The 22,101-nt window shown below is 71.4% G+C and carries 24 protein-coding genes; 8 read left to right on the forward strand and 16 right to left on the reverse strand.

What is annotated here, in order from left to right:
* The first annotated feature begins 138 nt into the window (after positions 1-138).
* Both ACFY1E_RS37835 and ACFY1E_RS37840 read left to right on the forward strand, forming a co-directional pair.
* Positions 139-1,314: a 4-hydroxybenzoate 3-monooxygenase gene (locus tag ACFY1E_RS37835; RefSeq protein ID WP_389084494.1), complete on the forward strand. Its 1,176-nt coding sequence runs from the start codon at positions 139-141 to the stop codon at positions 1,312-1,314.
* A gap of 230 nt (positions 1,315-1,544) precedes the next feature.
* Positions 1,545-2,435, forward strand: a complete 891-nt coding sequence (locus ACFY1E_RS37840) for a Bax inhibitor-1/YccA family protein (protein ID WP_389084497.1) — start codon at positions 1,545-1,547, stop codon at positions 2,433-2,435.
* A gap of 85 nt (positions 2,436-2,520) precedes the next feature.
* Here the strand turns inward: ACFY1E_RS37840 and ACFY1E_RS37845 are convergent, their stop codons facing one another.
* A complete protein-coding gene (locus ACFY1E_RS37845; protein ID WP_115907750.1) occupies positions 2,521-2,751 on the reverse strand; it encodes a DUF4287 domain-containing protein in 231 nt (76 codons plus the stop codon).
* Positions 2,752-2,856: 105 nt separating this feature from the next.
* Here ACFY1E_RS37845 and ACFY1E_RS37850 point away from each other — a divergent pair, with 105 nt between their 5' ends.
* The gene (locus tag ACFY1E_RS37850) at positions 2,857-3,168 is read left to right on the forward strand and encodes a hypothetical protein (RefSeq protein WP_344402148.1); all 312 of its coding nucleotides are present in this window, start codon (positions 2,857-2,859) and stop codon (positions 3,166-3,168) included.
* A 3-nt stretch (positions 3,169-3,171) separates the two neighbouring features.
* Here the strand turns inward: ACFY1E_RS37850 and ACFY1E_RS37855 are convergent, their stop codons facing one another.
* The 3 genes from ACFY1E_RS37855 to ACFY1E_RS37865 form a co-directional block, all read right to left on the reverse strand.
* The gene (locus ACFY1E_RS37855) at positions 3,172-3,939 is read right to left on the reverse strand and encodes a hypothetical protein (RefSeq protein WP_389084501.1); all 768 of its coding nucleotides are present in this window, start codon (positions 3,937-3,939) and stop codon (positions 3,172-3,174) included.
* A 293-nt stretch (positions 3,940-4,232) separates the two neighbouring features.
* A complete protein-coding gene (locus ACFY1E_RS37860; RefSeq protein ID WP_389084504.1) occupies positions 4,233-5,453 on the reverse strand; it encodes an acetyl-CoA C-acetyltransferase in 1,221 nt (406 codons plus the stop codon).
* 330 nt (positions 5,454-5,783) lie between these two features.
* On the reverse strand, positions 5,784-6,812 hold the full coding sequence (locus tag ACFY1E_RS37865; protein WP_389084506.1) for an SGNH/GDSL hydrolase family protein: 1,029 nt from the start codon (positions 6,810-6,812) through the stop codon (positions 5,784-5,786).
* Positions 6,813-6,961: 149 nt separating this feature from the next.
* Here ACFY1E_RS37865 and ACFY1E_RS37870 point away from each other — a divergent pair, with 149 nt between their 5' ends.
* Positions 6,962-8,350, forward strand: coding sequence for a cystathionine beta-synthase (locus tag ACFY1E_RS37870; protein WP_351482675.1), 1,389 nt, complete (start codon positions 6,962-6,964; stop codon positions 8,348-8,350).
* A gap of 338 nt (positions 8,351-8,688) precedes the next feature.
* On the opposite strand, the gene ACFY1E_RS37875 is transcribed toward ACFY1E_RS37870, so the two are convergent.
* Positions 8,689-9,516: a helix-turn-helix transcriptional regulator gene (locus ACFY1E_RS37875; RefSeq protein WP_389084509.1), complete on the reverse strand. Its 828-nt coding sequence runs from the start codon at positions 9,514-9,516 to the stop codon at positions 8,689-8,691.
* Between the two features lie 147 nt (positions 9,517-9,663).
* Between ACFY1E_RS37875 and ACFY1E_RS37880 the strand changes: the two genes are divergently transcribed.
* Positions 9,664-10,425, forward strand: coding sequence for an SDR family oxidoreductase (locus ACFY1E_RS37880; protein ID WP_389084511.1), 762 nt, complete (start codon positions 9,664-9,666; stop codon positions 10,423-10,425).
* Between the two features lie 2 nt (positions 10,426-10,427).
* On the opposite strand, the gene ACFY1E_RS37885 is transcribed toward ACFY1E_RS37880, so the two are convergent.
* From ACFY1E_RS37885 to ACFY1E_RS37910, 6 genes are all read right to left on the reverse strand, one after another.
* The gene (locus ACFY1E_RS37885) at positions 10,428-10,859 is read right to left on the reverse strand and encodes a hypothetical protein (protein WP_389084692.1); all 432 of its coding nucleotides are present in this window, start codon (positions 10,857-10,859) and stop codon (positions 10,428-10,430) included.
* A gap of 169 nt (positions 10,860-11,028) precedes the next feature.
* Complete coding sequence (locus ACFY1E_RS37890; protein WP_389084514.1) at positions 11,029-11,709, reverse strand: carbonic anhydrase; 681 nt, start codon at positions 11,707-11,709, stop codon at positions 11,029-11,031.
* Positions 11,710-11,864: 155 nt separating this feature from the next.
* The gene (locus tag ACFY1E_RS37895; RefSeq protein WP_389084516.1) at positions 11,865-12,791 is read right to left on the reverse strand and encodes an ABC transporter substrate-binding protein; all 927 of its coding nucleotides are present in this window, start codon (positions 12,789-12,791) and stop codon (positions 11,865-11,867) included.
* Positions 12,792-12,803: 12 nt separating this feature from the next.
* Entirely contained in the window at positions 12,804-13,466 is a 663-nt protein-coding gene (locus ACFY1E_RS37900) for an ABC transporter permease (RefSeq protein ID WP_030941765.1), read from the reverse strand.
* A 1-nt stretch (position 13,467) separates the two neighbouring features.
* Entirely contained in the window at positions 13,468-14,109 is a 642-nt protein-coding gene (locus ACFY1E_RS37905; RefSeq protein ID WP_389084518.1) for an ABC transporter permease, read from the reverse strand.
* The gene (locus tag ACFY1E_RS37910; RefSeq protein WP_389084520.1) at positions 14,106-15,140 is read right to left on the reverse strand and encodes an ABC transporter ATP-binding protein; all 1,035 of its coding nucleotides are present in this window, start codon (positions 15,138-15,140) and stop codon (positions 14,106-14,108) included. Before ACFY1E_RS37910 ends, ACFY1E_RS37905 begins: the two co-directional genes overlap by 4 nt.
* Before the next feature lie 142 nt (positions 15,141-15,282).
* Between ACFY1E_RS37910 and ACFY1E_RS37915 the strand changes: the two genes are divergently transcribed.
* The 3 genes from ACFY1E_RS37915 to ACFY1E_RS37925 all read left to right on the forward strand — a co-directional run bounded on the left by ACFY1E_RS37915 (position 15,283) and on the right by ACFY1E_RS37925 (position 18,349).
* Positions 15,283-16,800 carry an aromatic amino acid ammonia-lyase gene (locus tag ACFY1E_RS37915; RefSeq protein ID WP_389084522.1) on the forward strand — a complete coding sequence of 506 codons (1,518 nt, stop codon included), beginning with the start codon at positions 15,283-15,285 and terminating at the stop codon, positions 16,798-16,800.
* Positions 16,797-17,657: a MurR/RpiR family transcriptional regulator gene (locus ACFY1E_RS37920; protein ID WP_389084524.1), complete on the forward strand. Its 861-nt coding sequence runs from the start codon at positions 16,797-16,799 to the stop codon at positions 17,655-17,657. Before ACFY1E_RS37915 ends, ACFY1E_RS37920 begins: the two co-directional genes overlap by 4 nt.
* A gap of 80 nt (positions 17,658-17,737) precedes the next feature.
* Entirely contained in the window at positions 17,738-18,349 is a 612-nt protein-coding gene (locus ACFY1E_RS37925) for a hypothetical protein (RefSeq protein WP_389084526.1), read from the forward strand.
* Between the two features lie 12 nt (positions 18,350-18,361).
* Here ACFY1E_RS37925 and ACFY1E_RS37930 read toward each other — a convergent pair whose 3' ends face one another.
* The 5 genes from ACFY1E_RS37930 to ACFY1E_RS37950 form a co-directional block, all read right to left on the reverse strand.
* Complete coding sequence (locus ACFY1E_RS37930) at positions 18,362-18,736, reverse strand: hypothetical protein (RefSeq protein WP_389084528.1); 375 nt, start codon at positions 18,734-18,736, stop codon at positions 18,362-18,364.
* Between the two features lie 21 nt (positions 18,737-18,757).
* Positions 18,758-19,267: a roadblock/LC7 domain-containing protein gene (locus tag ACFY1E_RS37935; protein ID WP_389084530.1), complete on the reverse strand. Its 510-nt coding sequence runs from the start codon at positions 19,265-19,267 to the stop codon at positions 18,758-18,760.
* 22 nt (positions 19,268-19,289) lie between these two features.
* Positions 19,290-20,129, reverse strand: a complete 840-nt coding sequence (locus ACFY1E_RS37940) for a transcriptional regulator (RefSeq protein ID WP_389084532.1) — start codon at positions 20,127-20,129, stop codon at positions 19,290-19,292.
* The gene (locus tag ACFY1E_RS37945; RefSeq protein WP_389084535.1) at positions 20,126-20,533 is read right to left on the reverse strand and encodes a hypothetical protein; all 408 of its coding nucleotides are present in this window, start codon (positions 20,531-20,533) and stop codon (positions 20,126-20,128) included. The genes ACFY1E_RS37940 and ACFY1E_RS37945 overlap by 4 nt, the downstream gene beginning before the upstream one ends.
* Positions 20,534-20,702: 169 nt before the next feature.
* Positions 20,703-22,091, reverse strand: a complete 1,389-nt coding sequence (locus tag ACFY1E_RS37950) for a diaminopimelate decarboxylase (protein WP_389084537.1) — start codon at positions 22,089-22,091, stop codon at positions 20,703-20,705.
* Positions 22,092-22,101 lie beyond the last annotated feature (10 nt).

The raw sequence follows: 22,101 nt of genomic DNA on the forward strand, positions 1-22,101 counted from the left end.
TCGTCGATGTGTGGCGATACCTGCATCCTGCATTGAAGACTTCATCGCGCGACCCGTTGACATCGGACCTGAGCGGACGGAAACTCACGTCAGCAATTCGGTGAACTAATTTTCACTGGACGAACAAAGGATGCAGGGATGCGCACCACCGTCGGCATCATCGGAGCCGGCCCCGCCGGTCTCCTCCTCGCCCGGCTGCTCCACAACGCCGGCATCGACTCGGTCGTGCTCGAGAGCCGTGACCGCGCCTACGTCGAGCGGCGCCAGCGCGCCGGGATCCTGGAGCAGGGGACGGTGGACGTGCTGCGCGCGGCCGGCGCCGCCGAGCGCATGGACCGCGAGGGGCTGCGCCACGACGGCATCGAGCTGCGGTACGCGAAGAAGCGCCACCGGGTCGACTTCCCCGCCCTCACCGGCGGCCGGTCCGTGATGGTCTACGCACAGACCGAGGTGTGCAAGGACCTCATCGCCCTCCAGCTCAAGGAGGGCGGCCCGCTGCTCTTCGAGGCGGAGGCGCTGGCCGTCGAGGGCGCGGACACCGAAAGCCCGTCCGTCCGGTTCCGGCACGAGGGCCGTGAGTCCGTCCTGGAGTGCGACTACGTCGTCGGCTGCGACGGCTTCTGGGGCGTGGCCCGGCAGGCGGTCCCCGCGGAGCTCACCCGCGTCTTCGAGCGGACGTACCCCTTCGGCTGGCTCGGCATCCTCGCCGACGTGCCGCCCTCGCACGACGAGCTCGTCTACGCCCGCCACGACCGCGGCTTCGCCCTGCTGTCCATGCGCTCCCCTTCCGTCTCCCGTCTCTACCTCCAGGTGCCCGAGGGCACGGACGCCGAGGAATGGGGGGACGAGGAGATCTGGGCCGAGCTTGAGCGCCGCTTCGAGACCGAGGACGACTGGCGGCTGGAGCGCGGGCCGATCACCCAGAAGTCGGTGACCCCCATGCGTTCGTACGTCCACGAGCCCATGCGCCACGGCCGGCTCTTCCTCGCCGGGGACGCGGCGCACATCGTGCCGCCGACCGGAGCGAAGGGGCTGAACCTGGCCGTGGGGGACGTCGTGACCTTCGCGCGGGCGCTGACGCACCAGAAGGAGACCGGTTCGGCGGAGCTGCTCGACGCCTACTCCGAGACCTGTCTGCGCCGCGTCTGGCAGGCCGAGCGGTTCTCGTACGACATGACCACCATGCTGCACCGCACCCCCGACGCCACCCCCTTCGAGGACCGGCTGCAGCTCGCCCGGCTGGAACGCATCGCCTCCTCGCGGGCGGCCGAGACCGACCTCGCCGAGGGCTACACGGGCTTCCCGCTGCACTGACGTAGGGGGGTCCGACATACGGACGGCGTAAGCAGCTGATCTCCGACGGGTTCCGGCCATGTCGCAGCTTGGTCATGAATGGGGCCCCACGGTGAGGGGAATCACGGATCCGCGTAGCGTGTTGCGCACCACGACGAGGGAAAGATCCTCCCCAAGCACTAGGGTCAATCCTTTGCCTACCCATTACCCTTGATGCTCAAGGCCGCGCACGGCGGCCACGGAGGAGTGCAATGAGGAGCAGAAACCCGGTCTTCTCGCGACGGGGGTTCAGCCGCGACAACGGCTACGCGGGCTTCAACGCCGCGCCGCAGGCCGGGGGCCCCGCCGTCGCCACGCAGGGCAACCCGTACGCCCAGCCGGCCGGCAACCCGTACGCGCAGAACCCCTACGCCCAGCAGGGCCTGCAGGGCGCCCCGCCGCAGGCACCGGCCACCACCGGCCGGATGACGATGGACGACGTCGTGCTGCGCACGGCGTCCACGCTCGGCACGCTGATCGTGACGGCCGCGCTCGCCTGGGCGCTGCTGCCGGTCGACGACGCCCACATCAGCCGGTCCTACGGCATCGGCATCGGCGCCGCGCTGATCGGCATGGTCCTGGCGTTCGTCCAGTCCTTCAAGCGGACGGCCTCGCCGGCGCTGATCCTGTCGTACGCCGCGTTCGAGGGTGTCTTCCTCGGCGTCGTCTCCAGCATCGTCGACAACCGCATCGCGAGCGGCGCGGCCATGCAGGCCGTGATCGGCACGATGGCGGTCTTCGCCGCGGTGCTGATCGCGTACAAGGCCGGCTGGATCCGCGTCAACCGCCGCTTCTACGGCTTCGTGATGGCGGCCGCGCTCGGCTTCGTGCTGCTGATGATGGTGAACCTGCTGTTCGCCGTCTTCGGCGGCGGTGACGGCCTCGGCTTCCGCAGCGGCGGGCTCGGCATCTTCTTCGGCGTCGTCGGCGTCATCCTCGGCGCCTGCTTCCTCGCCCTGGACTTCAAGCAGGTCGAGGACGGCATCGCCTACGGCGCGCCGAAGGGCGAGGCGTGGCTGGCGGCCTTCGGTCTGACGCTGACGCTGGTGTGGATCTACATGGAGTTCCTGCGGCTCCTCGCCATCCTGAACAGCAACGACTAGTCGCCGACGGCCGTGAGCAGGCCGTGAGCAGCAAAGGGCCCCGGGTGTTCCTGCCCGGGGCCCTTTGCCGTCGTGCAGTGCGCGCCTAGAGGAATTTGCGCGCGGCCCTCCTCAGGTCGTACTCATGAACAATCGCCTTGGCGTGGCCGTACGCCAGATTGTGCTCGTGGCGGAGCCAGCTGACCTTCTCCTCGAAGTTGAAGAGAGCCGGGCCTTCCTCGACGGCGCGCAGCCAGTCGGAGACTTCACGGCCGGTGCAGTGGGGGATGCGGGCTAGCAGGTTGCGATGGGTCTCCTCGGAGAAGACTTGGGACATCGGCGCCTCCGGACGCAAAGGGGATGTAAGCCGGTCCTTCAGGTCACCGTGCCTGAGCGTTCGCCCGTTGGCAACAGTCCGGATGCGACGCGTACGCTCCACTCCGTGGTTGATACGACGCCCTTGACTCGTGCCGTTGATCACTTCGCCGACCGTTTGAGGGCCGCACCTCAGAGTCGGCTGCAGCGCGGCGCCGCCGCCGAGGCCCTGGAGCTGGCCAGGGAGATGGCCCGGCGCGCCCAGGCCGTGGAGGAACCCGGGACGGAGCCCCGGGAGATGCCGGACGCCGGGATGTTCGCCGCCGCGGACCAAATCACCGTCGCAGTGCATGACTTGGCCCTCGTGCTGAGTGACGAGGGCCAGGTGGAGGAAGCTCTGCGGTTGGTGGAGGAGGCGCAGAAACGCGCCGGAGTGTGATCCCTACAGCGACGCTATGACCCTGTCCGCCAGGATGTAGACGTTCTCCTCGCCGCACTCGAACGTCAGCGTGTACGCGCCCGAGATGCCCGAGCCGCCCAGCAGGACCGGGGATTCACCCGCGCGCAGGGCCGCGGCGAGGCGTTCCGCCGTTTCGCGGTGGCCCGGGGTCATACAGAGGGTGGTGCCGTCGGCGAAGACGTAGACGTCGAGGGTGCCCAGGGGGCCCGGGCGGACATCGGCCAGTTCGACGCGGGCGGCGGCGAGCTCTTCGAGGGTGGCCACCGTGCGCTCGTGGTCGTTCACGACCGGTGACTGGACCGGGACGAAGTCCGGGTGGGACGGGTGGCGGCGGCGGGCCGCGGCAAGCTCGGGAGAGTCCCCCGCGAACTCGTCGGCGTCCGCGGTCGGCTCGCTCACCGGCTCCAGACCCATGAAATCGGCCTGCCGGGGCAGGAACAGCTCGCTGTCCGCCAGGCCGAGCAGTGAGGGCGCGTCGGAGGCGTCACGGGCCTCCTGGGCGGCCCAGAAGGCGCGCGCCTCGGCCAGTTCGCGCTCGCGCTCCTCGGCGAGCGCCTCGGCCACCGCTGCGCGTATGTCGTCGGCCTCCGAGGAGGGGCGGGCGGCCGGCACCAGACCGCGGGCGGAGCGGTGCTCGGCGAGCTGGGTGTGCAGTGCCGCGACCTCACGGCGCAACACCATGAGCGTCCGCAGGACGGCGACACCCACGGCGCCCGTGGCGGCCGTGATGACCAGCAAGGTGATCGGCATGGCGCTCACTGACGTACTCCCGGTTCAAAGTCGACCCCCGACTTCCTACATCAGCTTGAAGGGCGGACTAACCAGCTGTCAGTGCGTAACGTCACGAAACGGGCAGGACTTTGGGTCCGGGGTTTAGTGGCGCGCCCTCCTTGACCTGGGTAAATCCCCCTTCTAAGGGAGATAGGTCACATCCTGGGGGAGATTGGATCACAAAATGGCCCGGAGGGCCGGGGTTTCCCGGACTCCGGGCCATCGGCTCACGGTGGGTGCCGAGTTGACTACCGAGAGGTTCGGTCAGGGGTTCAGCTGAGGCGCTCGATGACCATCGCCATGCCCTGGCCGCCGCCGACGCACATCGTCTCCAGCCCGAACTGCTTGTCGTGGAACTGGAGGGAGTTGATGAGCGTGCCGGTGATGCGGGCGCCGGTCATGCCGAAGGGGTGGCCGACGGCGATGGCGCCGCCGTTGACGTTCAGCTTCTCCAGCGGGATGTTCAGGTCGCGGTAGGAGGGGATCACCTGGGCGGCGAACGCCTCGTTGATCTCGACCAGGTCGATGTCGTCGATGGTGAGGCCGGCCAGGCGCAGCGCCCGCTGCGAGGCCTCGACCGGGCCGAGGCCCATGATCTCCGGGGACAGGCCCGAGACGCCGGTCGACACGATGCGGGCGAGCGGGGTGAGGCCGAGCTCGCGGGCCTTGGTGTCGGACATGATGACGACCGCGGCGGCGCCGTCGTTGAGGGGGCAGCAGTTGCCGGCGGTGACCAGGCCGTCGGGGCGGAAGACGGGCTTGAGGCCCGCGACGCCCTCCAGGGTGACGCCGGCGCGGGGGCCGTCGTCCTTGGAGACGACGGTGCCGTCGGGGAGGGTGACCGGGGTGATCTCGCGCTCCCAGAAGCCGTTCTTGATGGCTTCCTCGGCGAGGTTCTGGGAGCGGACGCCGAACTCGTCCATGTCCTGGCGGGTGATGCCCTTGAGGCGGGCCAGGTTCTCGGCGGTCTGGCCCATCGCGATGTAGGGGTCGGGGACCAGGCCGTCCTCGCGCGGGTCGTGCCAGGTGGTGCCCTCCTGCTGGGCGACGGCCTCGGTGCGGGCCTCGGCCTCGGCGAAGAGGGGGTTGTGCGTGTCGGGAAGGCTGTCGGAGTTCCCCTTCACGAACCGGGAGACCATCTCCACGCCGGCCGAGATGAAGACGTCGCCCTCGCCGGCCTTGATGGCGTGCAGGGCCATGCGGCTCGTCTGCAGGGAGGAGGAGCAGTAGCGGGTGATGGTGCAGCCCGGGAGGTGGTCCATGCCCATCTGTACGGCGACGATGCGGCCGAGGTTGTTGCCCTGCTCGCCGCCGGGGAGGCCGCAGCCGAGGTGGAGGTCGTCGATGTCGCGGGGGTCCAGCTCGGGGATCTTGGCGAGGGCCGCCTGGATGATGGTGGCGGTGAGGTCGTCGGGGCGCAGATCCTTGAGGGAGCCCTTGAAGGCGCGGCCGATGGGGGAGCGGGCGGTCGAGACGATCACGGCTTCGGGCATCACGGCTCCATTGGCGTTACGGGGTTGGGCTGGGCTTGTTGGGAAGTTACCCGTACGTATGGCTTGGGTCACGGGTGTCGCCGTGTGACCCTGACCGCAATTTTCTAAGCGCTTGCTTTTTCCGGCCCCCGCCGCCCCTTCCCGTCCCGACCCGGGGGCCAGCCCCCGGACCCCCGCTCCTCAAACGCCGGAGGGGCTGATTTTTGCCGGCCGGGGTTTGATCTTTCAGCCCGTCCGGCGTTTGAGGACGAGGCCGTTCAGGCCGAAAGCGGGGGTCTGGGGGCGGCAGCCCCCAGGGGACGGGAATGGGAAGGGGCGGCGGGGGCGAAATCACTGGGACGGCTGCTGCACGGGGGCCCGGTCGGGCTCCGGGACGCGGCGGCGGCGCCGGCGTTTGAGGAGGGCCCAGGGGCCCCGGGGGCCGGTGGGCATGGCTGCCGTGACCTCCGTGCCCGCCTCCGAGGCAGCCTCCGCGGCCGCCTTCGCCACCGGCAGGAAGCCCTCGCGGCGCGTGACGTCGGGGCGCTCCTCCTCGGCCGGCCACAGTTCCAGGGCGGCGCAGACCGTCGGCAGCACCGCCATCGCCGCCGTGGCGTACCCCTCGGCCGAGGGGTGGTAGTTGTCGGGGCCGAAGAGCTCGCGGGGGTTCGCCTCGAATTCGGGGCCGAGCAGGTCGCCCAGCGACACCGTGCGCCCGCCCTGCTCCACCGTGCCGATCGTCTGGGCCGCCGCCAGCTGACGGGAGGCCCGGCGGGCCAGCCAGCGCAGGGGCTGCTGGACCCGCTCCACCGTGCCCAGGTCGGGGCAGGTGCCGACCACCACCTCCGCACCGGCCGTCCGCAGCCGCCGTACCGTCGACGAGAGGTGGCGGACCGAACGGGTCGGCGGCATCCGGTGGGTGACGTCGTTCGCGCCGATCATGATCACGCAGATGTCCGGGACCAGGGAAGGGTTCGCCAGGACCAGTGCCACCTGACGGTCCAGGTCGTCGGACGTGGCCCCCGGGAGGGCCACGTTGTGGAGTTCCACCGGGCGTTCCGCCACCGCGGACAGCCCGGAGGCCAGCAGTGCGCCCGGTGTCTGGCTCGCCCGGTGCACACCCTGTCCCGCCGCCGTGGAGTCACCGAGCATCGTCAGGCGCAGGGGCGGTTCGTCGGGGACGGCGTACGTGGTGCCGTAGAGGCCGTCCGCCACGGGGACCCGGCCGCCGGAGCCGTTGCCCACATGGCGCCTGGCCATCCGGACCTCCGCCAGCAGCAGACCGACGGCGGCCGCGCCGGCCAGCCCGATCCCGCCACCGCCGTACGCAGCGCCGGCCGCGATCCGCCGGGCCACCCTCGCCCTCGACATGCTCGTCATACGTCGCCGCCACCTCCTCGAAGCCGTACATCCACTCCTTGCCCCGTACCGGCCGTTCGCCAATCTCAACGAGAAGTGAACGGCCCTCCCGGGCCGTAGGCTGGCGGGACAATCACGACCACTTCTTTTGCAAGCATCCGGAGACAACGGTGCATTTCCACGACTCGATGATCAGTCTCGTCGGCAACACCCCGCTGGTGAGGCTCAACAGCGTGACCAAGGGCATCCGGGCGACCGTCCTGGCCAAGGTCGAGTACTTCAACCCCGGCGGCTCCGTGAAGGACCGCATCGCCCTGCGCATGATCGAGGCGGCGGAGGAGAGCGGCGCGCTCAAGCCCGGCGGGACGATCGTGGAGCCGACCAGCGGGAACACCGGCGTCGGCCTGGCCATCGTGGCGCAGCAGAAGGGGTACAAGTGCATCTTCGTGTGCCCCGACAAGGTGAGCACCGACAAGATCAACGTGCTGCGGGCGTACGGGGCGGAGGTCGTCGTCTGCCCGACGGCCGTCGACCCCGAGCACCCGGACTCGTACTACAACGTCTCCGACCGGCTGGTGCGTGAGACGCCGGGGGCGTGGAAGCCCGACCAGTACTCCAACCCCAACAACCCGCTCTCCCACTACCACTCGACCGGCCCCGAGCTGTGGGAGCAGACCGAGGGGAAGATCACCCACTTCGTGGCGGGCGTGGGCACCGGCGGCACCATCTCCGGCACCGGGCGGTACCTCAAGGACGTGAGCGACGGCTCCGTCCAGGTCGTGGGCGCCGACCCCGAGGGATCCGTCTACTCGGGCGGCTCCGGGCGGCCGTACCTCGTGGAGGGTGTGGGTGAGGACTTCTGGCCCACCGCCTACGACCGGACCGTCGCCGACGAGATCGTCGCGGTCTCCGACAAGGACTCGTTCCAGATGACCCGGCGGCTCGCCAAGGAGGAGGGGCTGCTGGTCGGCGGCTCCTGCGGCATGGCGGTCGTGGCGGCCCTGCGGGTCGCCGAGCGGCTGGACGAGAACGGCGTCGTGGTGGTGCTCCTGCCGGACAGCGGCCGCGGGTACCTCAGCAAGATCTTCAACGACGAGTGGATGGCCGACTACGGCTTCCTCGAGGACGAGGGCCCGAGCGCCCGCGTCGGGGACGTTCTCAGCGACAAGGAGCACGGCGCGATCCCGTCCCTCGTCCACATGCACCCGGACGAGACGGTCGGGCAGGCCATCGAGGTGCTGCGCGAGTACGGCGTCTCGCAGATGCCGATCGTCAAGCCCGGCGCCGGCCACCCGGACGTGATGGCCGCCGAGGTCGTGGGCTCGGTCGTGGAGCGTGAGCTGCTCGACGCCCTGTTCACCAAGCGGGCCTCCCTGGAGGACCCGCTGGAGAAGCACATGTCCGCCCCGCTGCCCCAGGTGGGCTCCGGCGAACCGGTCGGCGACCTGATGTCCGTGCTCGGCGCCGCGGACGCGGCGATCGTCCTCGTCGAGGGCAAGCCGACCGGTGTGGTCAGCCGGCAGGACCTGCTGGCCTTCCTTGCGAAGGGCGGGAAGTAGCGGCAAACGTCCGGTGAACGGCGGGTGCCGGAGGCGAACTTCCGTTTGCCTACCGAAGTGGTGGACTTCCTCGAAGTGGTACGAGCGTGTCACGTCCACGCAGCACACGCTTAACACGGGTCCGGCACATTAGTGGGTGTCGGCAGGGCGGGAGCGGCTCCCCGCCCCAGCCGGCACCGAAACGTCCAAGGACCTCCGGAGCGGCTCCCGGACCTCCATGGACGCCCGGACGTGAGACCCGGCCCTGACCCGGTCAGCGTCCCTCGCGGGGACCGCCGTCGTCCCGCCCCCCGGCAACGGGGGTGCGGCGGTCCCCGCGCACATCTTTTCCGGCGGGGCTACGCGCCCGTAGTGGCCCAACTGCCCAGCAGGGCAAGCCTTTCCGCCGTCTCCGAGCCCGGCTCCGGTGTGTAGGCCACGATCGTCTGGTCCGGTTCCCCCGGGACCGACAGCGATTCGTACGGCAGGGTCAGCAGGCCCGCGACCGGGTGGCGGACGCGCTTGACGCCGTACATGCAGGCCCTGACCTGGTGGTCGGCCCACAGGCGGCGGAAGTCCTCGCTCTTGAGGGAGAGTTCGCCGACGAGGTCGCGCAGGCCGGGGTCGTCGGGGCGGGCGCCCGCGTTCAGCCGCAGATGGGCCACGGTCTGGGCGGCGACCGCGGACCAGTCGGGGTAGACCGTACGGCCCTCGGGGTCCAGGAACAGGTGGCGGACGATATTGCGCCGGGCGGGCGGCATCCGGCTGAAGCCGCTCAGGGCGTCGGCGAGCGCGTTCCAGGCCAGGACGTCCATCGCGGGCCCGAGGACGAACGCCGGGTTGTGCGCCATGCCGTCGAGCAGCACCTGGATGCCCGCGCGGACTCGGGGCGCGGCCCGGCGCCGCTCGCGCTTCTTCTGCGGACGGGCCACGGCGTACAGATACGCGTGCTCCTCCTCGTCCAGCCGCAGCACGCGCGCGATGGCGTCCAGCACCGCGTCCGAGACGCTCGGGCCCCGGCCCTGTTCGAGGCGGATGTAGTAGTCGACGCTCACTCCGGCCAGCTGCGCCACCTCCTCCCGGCGCAGACCGGGCACGCGGCGCCGCCCGTGCGAGGCCAGCCCCACCTCCTCGGGCCGGATGCGGGCGCGGCGTGTGCGCAGGAAATCTCCGAGGTCCCCGTCCATGGGTTCGATCGTAGGGGAGGCGCGGGATTCGAACCTGGTACTGGCAGACCCAGGAAAAGCTCATCCCTGGGTAGGTCCCGCCGGGCGGCGCAGGGTGGTGGACGTCGCCGGGAAACGCCCGGGCGGCTTCCTTGTGGAGGAGCACTCATGTCGTACGAGAACCTGGCCGGCCGTACCGCAGTCGTCACCGGGGCCGCGAGCGGGATCGGCGAGGCCGTTGCCGTGCTGCTGGCGGCGCAGGGCGCGAGGGTCGCGCTTCTGGCGCGGCGCCGGGAACGGCTGGACTCGATCGTGGAGAAGATCCGGGCGAACGGCGGGCAGGCGCTCGCCGTGGTCGCCGACGTGACGGACGGCGGGTCGGTGGACGCGGCCGTCGAACGGATCCACGCCGCCTACGGGACCGTCGACCTGGTCGTGAACTCGGCCGGTGTCATGCTGCCGAACCCCATCGACGACGGGCGGGTCGACGAGTGGCAGCGGATGCTCGACACCAACGTCACCGGTGTGCTGCGGGTGATCCGCGCCTTCACCGCCGACCTGGTGGGCGCGGCCGCGGACGGCCGCACCGCGGACCTCGTGAACATCTCGTCCATCGGCGCGCACATCACGTTCCCCAACTACGCGGTGTACGGGGCGACCAAGGCCGCCGTCACCTATATCTCGCAGTCCCTGCGCGGCGAGTTCGGGCCGCGTGACGTGCGTGTCACCAACATCGAGCCCGGGCTGACCGAGACCGAGCTGGCGCAGCACATCGACAGCGACTCGCTGCAGGAGCAGGTGGCGGGGATGCTCGAGGCGCTGGGCTCACTGGCGGCCGAGGAGGTCGCCGATGTGGTGGCGTACGTGAGCAGCCGTCCCCGGCACGTCAACCTGCGGCAGATCATGGTGCTGCCGACCCGGCAGGTGTGAGGTCAGTCCTCCCAGCGGTCCTCGTCCTTGGCGGAACGGCGGCGGCGGCCGAAGAGGGCCGGGTTGACGCGGGCGGCCTGGAAGGCGTTCACGCCGACGATGCCGGCCCAGGTGATGAACAGGCCGGCCAGATGACCGATGCCGCCGCCGATCGCGGACAGCGGGATCGCCAGGACCAGCGAGACGATGCCGAAGCCGAAGCGCTCGCCCCAGGAGTCCGTCGGCGGCTTCGGCGCCCGGGTGCCACGGGCCACCACCATCTGCTGCTCGGCGAGCTGCCGGCGCACCCGGCGCTCGACCGCGCCGTCGATGCGCTGGTCGACCTTCTCCAGGAACGAGTCGACCAGCGCCGACTCGTACTCCTCGCCCAGTTCCCTGCGCGCCTGGAGGGTGGCGTTGAGTTCCTTCTTGAGCTCGGCGTCCCGCGCGTCCATCCCCGTCTCCATTCCCGTCATGGGAACCCACGTTAGGGAGCCGGGGTGCTCACCGCACTGGGGATAGCCCCCCTGTCGGGGCTGGGGCTGACCGGGAGGACACCGACGTCTCCAGAACCCTGCGGTGGCTCCGGCCGACCCCGCTGATGGCTCGAAGTGGTGGAAGTGGTTAGGGCAGGACGGAAATGAGCCCGGTGTCCAGGTCGAACCTGGCCGCCGTCACCGTGGCCGCCGCGAACGCGGAATCCGCGCGGATCGCGTCCCGTACCCAGACCGTGTTGGCCCGCATGGTGTGTTCGGCCCAGTCGCCGGGCAGGTGCCGGGTGCGCAGGGCGGCCGGGGCGATCTCGTCCACCAGCAGCTCCAGATGGCCGGGGACCGGTGCGCCCGTGCGCAGGTGGTCCAGCGTGGCCGCGACCGCCCCGCAGCGCTCGTGCCCGAGCACCAGCACCAGCGGGACATGCAGTTCCTGGACGCCGTACTGGATGGAGGCGAGCACCGCCTCGTCCAGCACCTGGCCGGCCGTCCTTATGCAGATCAGGTCTCCGAGGCCCTGGTCGAAGACGAGTTCCGGCGGCACGCGGGAGTCGATGCAGCCGATGACCACCGCGAACGGGTGCTGACCGGCCGCCAGCGCGTGCCGGTGCAGCAGTCCCTCGTCGGGGTGGCGGGAGCCGCCGGTGGCGTAGCGCCGGTTGCCGGCGAGCAGTTCGGCCAGGGCGGCGCGGGCGGTCGTCGGGCGGGGACGGGCGGTGGTTTCCAGGGGGTCGGCGGGGGCCGCCGACGCGGGGGCGGCGGCCAGCGCGGCGACGGCGGTGGCGGCGAGAAAGGCCCTGCGGTTCGAGGCCATGACGCATCCTCAGGTGTTGTGCTGACAGCGCGCCTTCACCGTATGCATGCGATCAGTAACCCTGAGTGCCGGTTTAAGGACACTTGGTTGATTCGTCGTCAGATCATCGCCGCACGGAAACCGCTTCTTGATCTCTTGATCTCGTGACCGGTTGGTCAGGCCAGCCCGTGCTGCTTCGCGTACGCGTCGGCCACGTCCTCCGGGTCCTTCTTGTCGTTGTCGACCTGGCTGTTGAGCTGGGTGAGCTGGGCCGTCGTCAGGACGTTGCCGAGCCTGGCGAGGGCCTTGCGGACCTTGTCGTCGGCCTTGCGGTCGGCGATGAGCGGGACGATGTGCTGGCTGGGGATCAGGTTCTTCGGGTCGGTCAGCACCACCCAGCCGTTGGCGGCTATGTCGGTATCGGTGGTGAAGAGGTTCGCCACGTCCACGTCGCCCTTCTTCAGGGCGCCCTTGACCAGCGGGCCGTCGGAGTCGAGCGACTTGAACTCCTTGAACTCCACGCCGTAGACGTCCTTCAGGCCGATCGCGCCCACCCGGCGCTTCTTCACCTCGGGCGCGGCGCCGATGACCAGCTTGCCGTTCTGCTTCGCCAGGTCGGCGAGTGTGGTCAGGCCGTACTTCCTGGCCGTCTGGCGGGTGACCACGAAACAGTCGGAGTCGGCGGCCTGGCCGTACGGCAGGACCTGGAGGCCGCTGGGCATCGCCAGCGTGAGCGCGTTCTGCATGGTGCCGGGCTCCGCCGAATCGTCCTTCGGGGCCAGGTAGTTGAGGAGGGCGCCCTGGTACTCGGGGAGCAGGTCGATGTCGCCGCTCGTCAGGGCGGGGATCACGATCTCGCGGGTGCCCAGGTTGGGGCGGACCTTCACCTTCACACCGGCCTGCCGGAGCACGGCCGCGTAGAGGTAGCCGAGTACCTGGTTCTCGGTGAAGTTGGCGGTGCCGATGGTGACTCCGCCCTTGCTGGAGCCGCCGCCGGAGGCGGAGCCCTGGCCGTCGAGGGAGGTGATGCCGCTCGCGCAGGCGGAGAGGGCGGGGACGGAGGCCGCGGCGAAGAGGCCGCCGAGGAGGGTGCGTCGGTTCATCGTCTGGATTCCCTAGGCGGTGCGGTGGCGGAAGAGGAAGCGCTGGAGGGTGCTGAGCAGCAGGTCGAGGAGTACGGCGACCACGGCGACCAGCACTGCGCCGCCCAGCACCTGCACGAGGTCGCGCTGGGCGAGGCCGTCGAAGACGTAGCGTCCGAGGCCGCCGAAGGAGACGTACGCGGCGATCGTGGCCGTCGCGACGACCTGGATCAGCGCCAGGCGCAGGCCCGTCATGATCAGGGGGAGCGCGAGCGGCAACTCGACCTGGAACAGGACCTGGTGGCCGCGCATGCCCTGGCCGCGGGCGGCGTCGCGGACGTCCGGGTCGACGGCCGTCATCCCGGCGTAGGTGTTGGTGACGATCGCCGGGACCGCGAGCGCGACCAGGGCGACGTACACCGGGAGCATCGACAGGCCGCCGGCCAGGAAGACCAGCACGACCAGGCCGACGGTCGGCAGTGCGCGGCCGAAGGACGACAGGTTGATCGCGACGAAGGCGCCCTTGCCGGTGTGGCCGATCAGCAGGCCGAGGGGGAGGCCGATCGCGGCCGCGATGAGGGTCGCGAGGAGGGAGTACTGGAGGTGCTCGGCGAGGCGGTGGGCGATGCCGTCGGGGCCGGTCCACTGCGATCCGCTGGTCAGCCAGCTGCCGAGGTTCTTGAAGAGTTCGTACATCTCAGGCTCGCCGCCTCTTCCACGGGGTGAGGGCGTACTGGAGGGCCACCAGCAGGGCGTCCGCGACCACGGCGAGGAGGATCGTGAGGACCACGCCCACGATCACCGGGGTCGGGAAGTTGCGCTGGAAGCCGTCGGTGAAGAGCTGGCCGAGGCCGCCGTCGCCGATGTAGGTGGCGACCGAGACCAGGGAGATCGACATGACCGTCGCGATACGGACGCCCGCCATGATCACGGGGAGCGCGAGCGGGAACTCGACGGTGAGGAGCGTGCGCAGCGGGCGCGTGCCCATCGCCTTCGCCGCCTCCTTGGTCTTCGCGGGCACCGAGTCGAGGCCCTCGACGGTGTTCCGCAGCAGTACGACGAGGGTGTAGACGGTCAGGCCGATGACCGTGGTGGTGCGGGTCAGGCCGCTGATCGGCAGCAGGAGCACGAAGATCGCGATTGACGGGATCGTGAACAGGACGTTCGAGAACCCGAGCAGGAAGCCGCGCAGGGGGCGGACCCGGTGCGCGACCACCGCGAGCGGCAGTGAGATCAGGACGCCGAAGAAGACGGCGGTGAGGGCGGCCTGGAGGTGGGAGACCGTGAGGCTGGTGAGGTCGTCGGTGTGGTCGCCTATCCACGACCAGTCGATGGTCATGCGCCCACCCGGGCTTCCGTGTGCGCCTGGCCGGCGTGCTTGTGGATGTCGTCGCGGGACGAGACCCCGGTGAGGACGCCGTCCGTGTCGACGCGGGCGATCAGGCCGGTGGGGGAGGCGACCGACTCGTTGAGGGCCGAAAGGAGGGAGTCGGTGTCCTCGAGCGGGCGTACGGGGAGTTCGGCGTCCGTGCTCGCCCAGTGCCGGGGCTTGCGTGCCTCGTCGAGTACGAGGGTCCAGGCGCCGCCCTCGGGGGCCGGGCCCTGCGGGACGTCCGCGAGGGTCTTCAGCGAGAGCAGCTTCAGGCCGCGCTCGGCGCCGAGGAAGTCGGCCACGAAGTCGTCGGCCGGGCGGGCGAGGAGTTCGGCGGGTGCGGCGCACTGCACCAGATGGCCGCCGGTGCGGAAGATCGCGATCTGGTCGCCGAGCCTCACGGCCTCGTCGACGTCGTGGGTGACGAAGACGATGGTCTTGCTCAACTCCTTCTGGAGGCGCAGGAGTTCGTCCTGGAGCTGGGTGCGCACCACCGGGTCGACCGCGCCGAACGGCTCGTCCATCAGCAGGACGGGCGGGTCGGCGGCCAGCGCTCGGGCCACACCCACGCGCTGCTGCTGGCCGCCGGAGAGCTGGTGCGGGTAGCGCTTGCCGGCGTCGGCGGCGAGGCCGACGGTCTCCAGCAGCTCGGCGGCCCGGGCGCGGGCCTTCCTGCGGCCCCAGCCGAGCAGGAGCGGCACGGTGGCGATGTTGTCCAGCACCGTGCGGTGCGGGAACAGCCCCGACTGCTGGATGACGTACCCGATGGAGCGGCGCAGCTCGGCGGCGTCCTGACGCGTGACGTCCTGGCCGCCGACCCGGATGGTCCCGGAGGTCGGCTCCACCATGCGGTTGATCATCCGCAGGGTGGTCGTCTTGCCGCAACCGGAAGATCCGACGAGGACCGTCACGCCCCCTTCCGGCATTTCCAGGGAGAGGTCGTGGACTGCTGTCGTGCCGTTGGGGAAGCGCTTGTGGACCGCGTCGAACTGGATCATGAGTTGTCCCTTGCCCGGCTGTATAACGTCATGCAGAGTTCTTGGTAGCTGAATAGGTTGTCAACGGGTTGGTGTTAATCCGAGGTAACAGATGACCGAAGAGCAAGATCGAGTGTCCGGATTGAGGGGAGATTGTGGTCATATGTCGTCTCGGATCGTGGACACACCGCCCGCGGCGTTCTCCGGGGGCACCGGACTCGTCGTCCTCGACGGGGTCGGTCTCGGCGTCGCGGACGTCGTGCACCTCGCCGACGGGAGTGCGCGGCCCGTCCCCGGAAGCGAGGCGATGCGGCGCGTCGAGGAGTCCTGGGACGCCGCCCGGCAGATCGCCGCGACCGGCCGTGTCTACGGCCGCTCCACCGGCGTGGGCGCCAACCGGAATGAGGACGTGCCCACCGAGGCGGCCGCCGAACACGGCCTCAGACTGCTGCGCAGCCATGCCGGTGCGATCGGCGAGGAACTGCCCGCGCGGGAGGTGCGGGCGATGCTCGCCGTCCGCGCCAACCAGCTCCTCGCGGGTGGCGCAGGTCTCAGGCCCACCGTCGTCACCGCGCTGTGCGAGGCGCTGGAGAGCGGGGCGCATCCGGTAGTCAACGAGTTCGGCTCGGTGGGCACGGGGGACATCGCGGCCCTCGCCCAGGCGGGCCTCGCGCTCGCCGGGGAGCACCCCTGGCGGGGGCCGAACGCGCCCAAGCCCCAGCCCCTCGACAACAACGACGCCCTGGCCTTCATCAGCAGCAACGCCCTCACCCTCGGCCAGTCCGCGCTCGCCCTGCACGAACTGCGCGGGCTTGTGCAGGCCACCCAGGTCGTCGCCGCCCTCTCCCTGCTGGCCGTCGACGGCTCGCACGAGGCGTACGCCGCCCCCGTGCACGCCGCCCGCCCGCACCGGGGCTCCAGCGAGGTCGCCCGCCGGATGCGGGAGCTGATCGGCGCCGCGGACCGGCCCACGCCTCCCCTCGGCCGGATCCAGGACCCGTACGGCTTCCGCTGTCTGCCCCAGATCCACGGCCCCGCGCTGGACGCGGCGGACGCCCTGGAGGAGGTCGTCGCGATCGAGATCAACGCGGCCGCCGAGAACCCGCTGATCTCACCCGAGGACATGGCCGCCTACCACCACGGCGGCTTCTACCAGGCCCAACTCGCCCTCGCCCTGGACCACTTCAGGCTGTCCCTCACCCAGGTCGCCCGCCTGTCGACCTCCCGCCTCTCCACGCTCAACGAGCCCGCCTTCACCCGGCTGCGGCCCTTCCTCGCCGACGACGTGCCCGCCTCCTCCGGCGTGATGATCCTCGAGTACGCCGCCGGGGCCGCCCTCGGTGATCTGCGGGCCTTCTCCGCCCCCGCATCGCTCGGGCACGCTGTACTCTCCCGGGGCGTCGAGGAACAGGCCAGCTTCGCCTCGCTCGCCGCACGTCAGACACTGCGCGCCTGCCGCGCGTACCGTCTCGTCGTGGGCTGCGAACTGGTCGCCGCCGTACGGGCCCTGCGCCAGCGCGACCTGCGGCCCGAACCGGACCTTCCGGTGGGCCGCGCGCTGGAGCTCGCCGAGTCGGTGCTGGCGGCCGACCAGGCCGACCGGCCGCTCACGGACGACGTGACGGCGGCGGCCGCACTGCTGGACCGGTTCACGGACATCTGGAGGGGGAGCGGGTCATGAGCACGGAGAGGGACATGAGCGTGGTGGACAGTCCGGCGGGGCGGCTGCAGGCGCTCTTCGAGGGGCACCGGCTGACGCCGACCCAGCGGCGCATCGCGCACAGCATGGTGCGGCGCGCCGCCGACGTGCCGTTCCTGTCCAGCGTGGAGCTGGCCGAACTGGCCGGGGTCAGCCAGCCGTCCGTGACCCGCTTCGCCGTCGCCCTCGGCTTCGACGGCTACCCGGCGCTGCGCAAGCACCTGCGCGAGGTCGCCCCCGCCGAACAGGCCGCGGACGCCGGCTCGTACAACGAGTACCAGCAGGCCGTGGAGGCCGAGATCGAGAACCTCCGGCACCTCGCCGAACTGCTGGCCGACCCCCGGCCCGTGCAGAAGGCGGGCCGGCTGCTGGCGGCCTCCCGCCCGCTGCCCGTCCTCGGCCTGCGCGCCGCCGCCTCCCAGGCCTACGGCTTCGGCTACTTCGCCGCCAAGGTCCACCCGGACGTACGGCTGCTCAACGAGGGCGGCACGATGATCCACGACCGCATCGAGGCCGCCGTACGGGCCGGGGCGACGGCGCTGCTGTGCTTCGCGCTGCCACGGCATCCGCGTGAGGTCGTGGACACGCTGGCCTTCGCGAAGGAGGCCGGCCTGACGGTCGTCACGGTCGCCGACTCGGCCTTCGCGCCGGTCGCCAAGGTCTCCGACCTGCTGCTGCCCGCCGCCGTCGGCACGGGCCTCGCCTTCGACACCGCCTGCGCGCCGATGCTGCTCGGCCGCGTCCTGCTGGAGGCGATGTGCGACGACCTGCCGGACGCGCAGGCCCGCCTGGAGGAGTTCGACGCACGGGCGGCGGCGCGCGGGCTGTTCGTGGAGTAGCCCCACGTTTTCCAGCCCCACGTTTTCAGATTCGTCTCACGTTGGCTCGTTAACGTGCGTCTCACGGATGCCGCACAGACATGAGACGGGAGACGGACGTGGCACGCGGAGAAGGCAGAGCCCAGGGTCTGGCTCGGGTGGCCGTCGTCGTACGGGCCGGAGCCGCACCTCTTTGGTGGGCCGGGGTGTTCGCGGCGGGTGTCGGGGTGCTGGTGCCGGGGATCACGGGCCGGCGGATCGGGGTCATGGCCGGAGCGGCGTTGTTCATCGTCGCCGCGGCCGTCGTCTCGTGCGCCCGCCGCAGGCGGTACGCCGCACTCGCCCGGGCGGCCGCCCGCGCCGGCAGGCACGACGTGCTCCAGGACCGCGCGGTGAGCGTGCGCAACTGGCGCCGCGGGCACCGCTGGTGGCTGCTGCTCGCCTTCGCGGCGGCCGTGGGCAGCGCGTTCGCGGTGCCCGCCGCCGGGGGCATGCTGCTCGCCGGGTGCGGCACCGGGCTGCGGCTGAAGGCCGCCTGGCTCGGGCGGCGCGAACGGGCCGACGACGTCCTGCTGTGGGTACGCGTCGACTGGCTCACCGCGAACGGCGGCCGCCCGGCCGGAAAGGCCGTCAAGGCGTACCGCAGCACGGGCATCGCGGCGGGCGACGCGGCTCCCGGGGGAGCGCGGCGCCGCACCGCGGCGCTCGTCTGACGAGACGGACGGTCAGACTTCGAGCTCCTCCTCGATCTTCCTCAGCTGGTGGCGGGCCATCGCCAGGTTGGACCTCTTGGCGTCGAGCACCAGGTACAGGAACAGACCGTTGCCGCCGCGGCCGCTGATCAGGCGGATCAGGTGGTACTGGTCGCTCAGCGTGATCAGGATGTCCTCGATCTGGCCCTTCAGCCCGAGGTGCTCCATGGTGCGCATCTTGGCGCGGACGACATCGGTGTTGCCGGCGGCGGCGACATTCAGGTCGAAGCCCTTGCTGCCGCCCATCGTGCCCAGCGCCATGCCGCTGGTGTAGTCGACGAGCGCGACGCCGGTGGCGCCCTCGATGGAGGCGAGCGCCTCTTTCAGTGCGGTTTCGGTGTTGGCCATGACTGTGCTCCTCGGTTCCTCTCAACTTTCCGTGGTGGTGCGCGCGTTGGTGGTCGTGCTGCGTGGTGCGCGCGGGGTTCTGGTCCGTGGGGCGGCCGGCTTGGCTTCCGGTTTGGCCGCCTTGGCCTCCCTGGCCGGACTGCTCTGGTGGGCGGGTGTCGTGCGGCTGTCGCCGAGCTCGCCGATGCGGGCGGCCGCCCGGCGGCCCTCCAGGAGGAGCCGGCCGAGGTTCACGCGGTCCTGGGCGAGCAGCGTCAGCACGGCTGCGCCGCCCGCCGCGTACGTCGCCACATAGCCGTAGGCGCCCCGGACGAGCAGTTCGCGGAACTCGCCCTGTCCCGTCGCGTCCGCCAGCTTCACCGCTGCTCCGTGCGCGGTCTCGACGAGCGCGGCCATGCCGTTCGGCTCTACGCCCGGGGTGTCGTGGGCGAGGACGCGCCCGTCGAGACCGGTCGCGAGGGCGCCGGTGAGCTGGGGGACGCGGGCTCTCAGACGGCGCAGCTCCTCGAGGATGTGGGGGTCGGCAGCCATCCGGTGTCTCCTCTCGAACCAGTCAAAGGGCCTCCAGCGCATCCCTGAGCCTCTTCAGCAAGACGGTGTGGGGATCGGGCGGCAGCTGTTCGGGGCCGGTGGGCGGGGGCGGCGGCTGAGGTGGTGGCGGCTGTGCCGGTCCGGGCAGCGGTGACACGACCCCTGCCGCCGTCAGCCGCCGCACGTCCACCAGGGTGTGGAAGGCCGGGCGGCCCAGTTCGCGGGCGATGTCGGGTGCCGTACGCACGCCGTCCAGCCGGTCCAGCACGGTCTGCTGGCGGCGGGTGAGGGCGGGGGCCGCCACGGGGTCCGCGCGGATCAGGGGGGCCTCGTCGGTCCTCGGGTCCGGCCAGATGCGGTGGAGGAGGTCTCGGCGGCGCAGCGTCTCGTGCTCCAGGGCGGCCACCGGGACCGGGCGGACCGGCCCGAGCGGGTGGGCCGTGCCGTAGCGGAAGCGGCCGGGCGTGCTGCTCGGGGCGAGGGCGAAGTACGCGGCGTCGTACAGGGCCGTCAGCCGGCACAACTCCAGGGCGCCGGAGGCGAGAAGACCGCGGTCGACGAGGTGGCCGGCGACGCCGTGACCGTCGTCCGCCTCCGTGAGCGCCCGCTGCCAGGCCTCGGGGGCGAGCGTGCCATGGGCCGTGAGGAGGGTGTCCAGGCCGGGCGCGTACGGGCTCTCGGCGTGTACGACCAGGCCCTCGGCGAGGTGGAGCGTGCCGCGCTCGCGGACCAGGACGCCGGTGGCCCGCTCGGCGGCGAGCCGGGTCAGCATCGGGGAGACACCGCCCCACCCCCGCTCACCGGCCGCGGTCTTGGTGCGCACGGGCAGGCGCGGGGGCTCGGCCGTCCGGACGGCGGTCATGCCAGCACCAGCCGTTCGGCCATCTCGCCCAGCCGGATGCGGGCCAGCGCCAGGTTGCCCTCCGCGCGGGCCAGCCACAGGTGCAGGAACACACTGCCGTCGAAGGAGGCCCCCACGAACCGCAGCACGTGATAGCTGTCCCGGTTGCTGACGATCAGGTCCTCGACCGGCGGATCGGCGTCGGCGGCCGCCCCGTCGTCGGGATCGTCGTCCGGCGCGAACGCATGCTGCTCGGCGGCCAGCCGGGCGATCTCGGCGGCCTCCACCGCGGCCGCCTCCCGGTCGCCGCCGGGGGACTCGCCGACGGTGCCCAGGGCCAGCCCGCTCATCCAGTCGATCAGTGCGGCCCCCCGGGCACCGGGCAGTCGCATCGCTTCCAGCAGACACTCGTCGATTCCGGGCACCGTGGCTCCCCTCCCGCCTGCGGTTCGGCTGAGTGACGCCGAAACTACGCAACGTGTGCGCGAGGGGTGAGCGTTCTGGCATTTTCCGGTGGAACATGCGTCGGACGACTAAGGTGGGTCAACTTGCCTTGATTCACAGGTAGTTGACGATCAGATCCGCTGGTGCATGTCAACGGTGGTCAGGCGCCCGGAGGGTGGTGAGCGAGTCCGCGTGCGCCCCTCCCGACTCGGCCACGATCTCGTCGAGACTCTGCGGCTCCCGGACGGTCGCGAAGGAGATGCCCCCGGCCCCGTCCGGCGCGAAGCCGTAGATCCCGGGCCGGGCGAGGGAGTTGTACGCGTAGTGGTGCGCGAAGTAGTACGCGCCCGTGTCCAGCGCCGCCGCGTAGTCACCTTGCTCCAGCAGCGGCAGCGCGCGTCCCTCCGCCAGCAGGTCACCCGAGAAGCAGGCCGGCCCCGCCACGTCCTGCACGACCGCCGGGCCCTCCTTGGGGCGCCCCTTGCCGTCGTAGGCGGCGATCCTGAGCGGCCAGGCGCCCGGCACGTACACCGTCCGTGTCGCCACCTGCACGCCCGCGTGCGTGACCGCGACCGGCCGCCCGCCCGCGCTCTTGGCGTACTCCACCCGCGCCACCACCGTGCCGTGCTTGGCCAGCAGCGACCGCCCGAACTCGGTGACCAGTCCGTACCGCCCGTCGAACAGTCCCGGCACCGCCTCGCTCAGCAGCCGCGCGTAGTGCGCGTAGGTCGGTGTCGTGTCGTCCGAGCCGAAGTTCACCGGCAGTCCGCCGCCGATGTCGAGGGTGTCGATCTGCGGGCGCCCGAGCCGCCGGTTGATCTCCTCGGCGAGTGCATACGTCTCGGCCACGCCCTGCACCATCAGTGAGAGCGGAATGCCCTGCGACCCGGTGTGCGCATGCAGCCGCCGCAACCACGGGCGGTCCGCATACGCCCGCACGACCCACTCCCGCGCCCCCTCGTCGCGCAGCGCCACCCCGAACTTCGAGGTCGCCGTCGCGGTCGACGTCGCCTCGATGGACCCCCCGCCGACCTGCGGGTTCACCCGGATCCCGAGCGGAGAGCGGCTGTTTGCCGACCGCATCAGGGCGTCGATGCGGTCCAGCTCCTGCGGGTTGTCCGCGTTGACGGCGATGCCCAGTGCCAGCGCCTCCCGCAGCTCGGCCGGGGTCTTCGCGGGCGAGTCCAGGACCGTGCGGTTGGGCGGCACGCCCGCCGCCCGCGCCAGCGCCAGCTCGCCCGGGCTCGCCACCTCCGCACCGATCCCCTCCGCGCGCAGCAGCCGCAGCACCGGCACCAGCGGGGTCGCCTTCACCGCGAAGGCGTGCAGCACGGGTGTGCTGGGCGCCGTGACCGCGTCGAACGCCGCCCGCAGCCCGGCGGCCGCCTCCCGGATGCCGGTGACGTCGAGCAGCCCCACGATGGGGGTGCCGGGTCCCAGCAGCCCCTGCTCCACGGCGGCCCGCACCGCGTCGTCACGCCGGGCCGACCGCTCGGCCCCGTCCCCGTCCCTGTCGTACCTGCCGTCCCTGCCGTCCATGGCATCCCCC

Source organism: Streptomyces sp. NPDC001604, from assembly GCF_042893475.1.
Classification (GTDB): domain Bacteria; phylum Actinomycetota; class Actinomycetes; order Streptomycetales; family Streptomycetaceae; genus Streptomyces.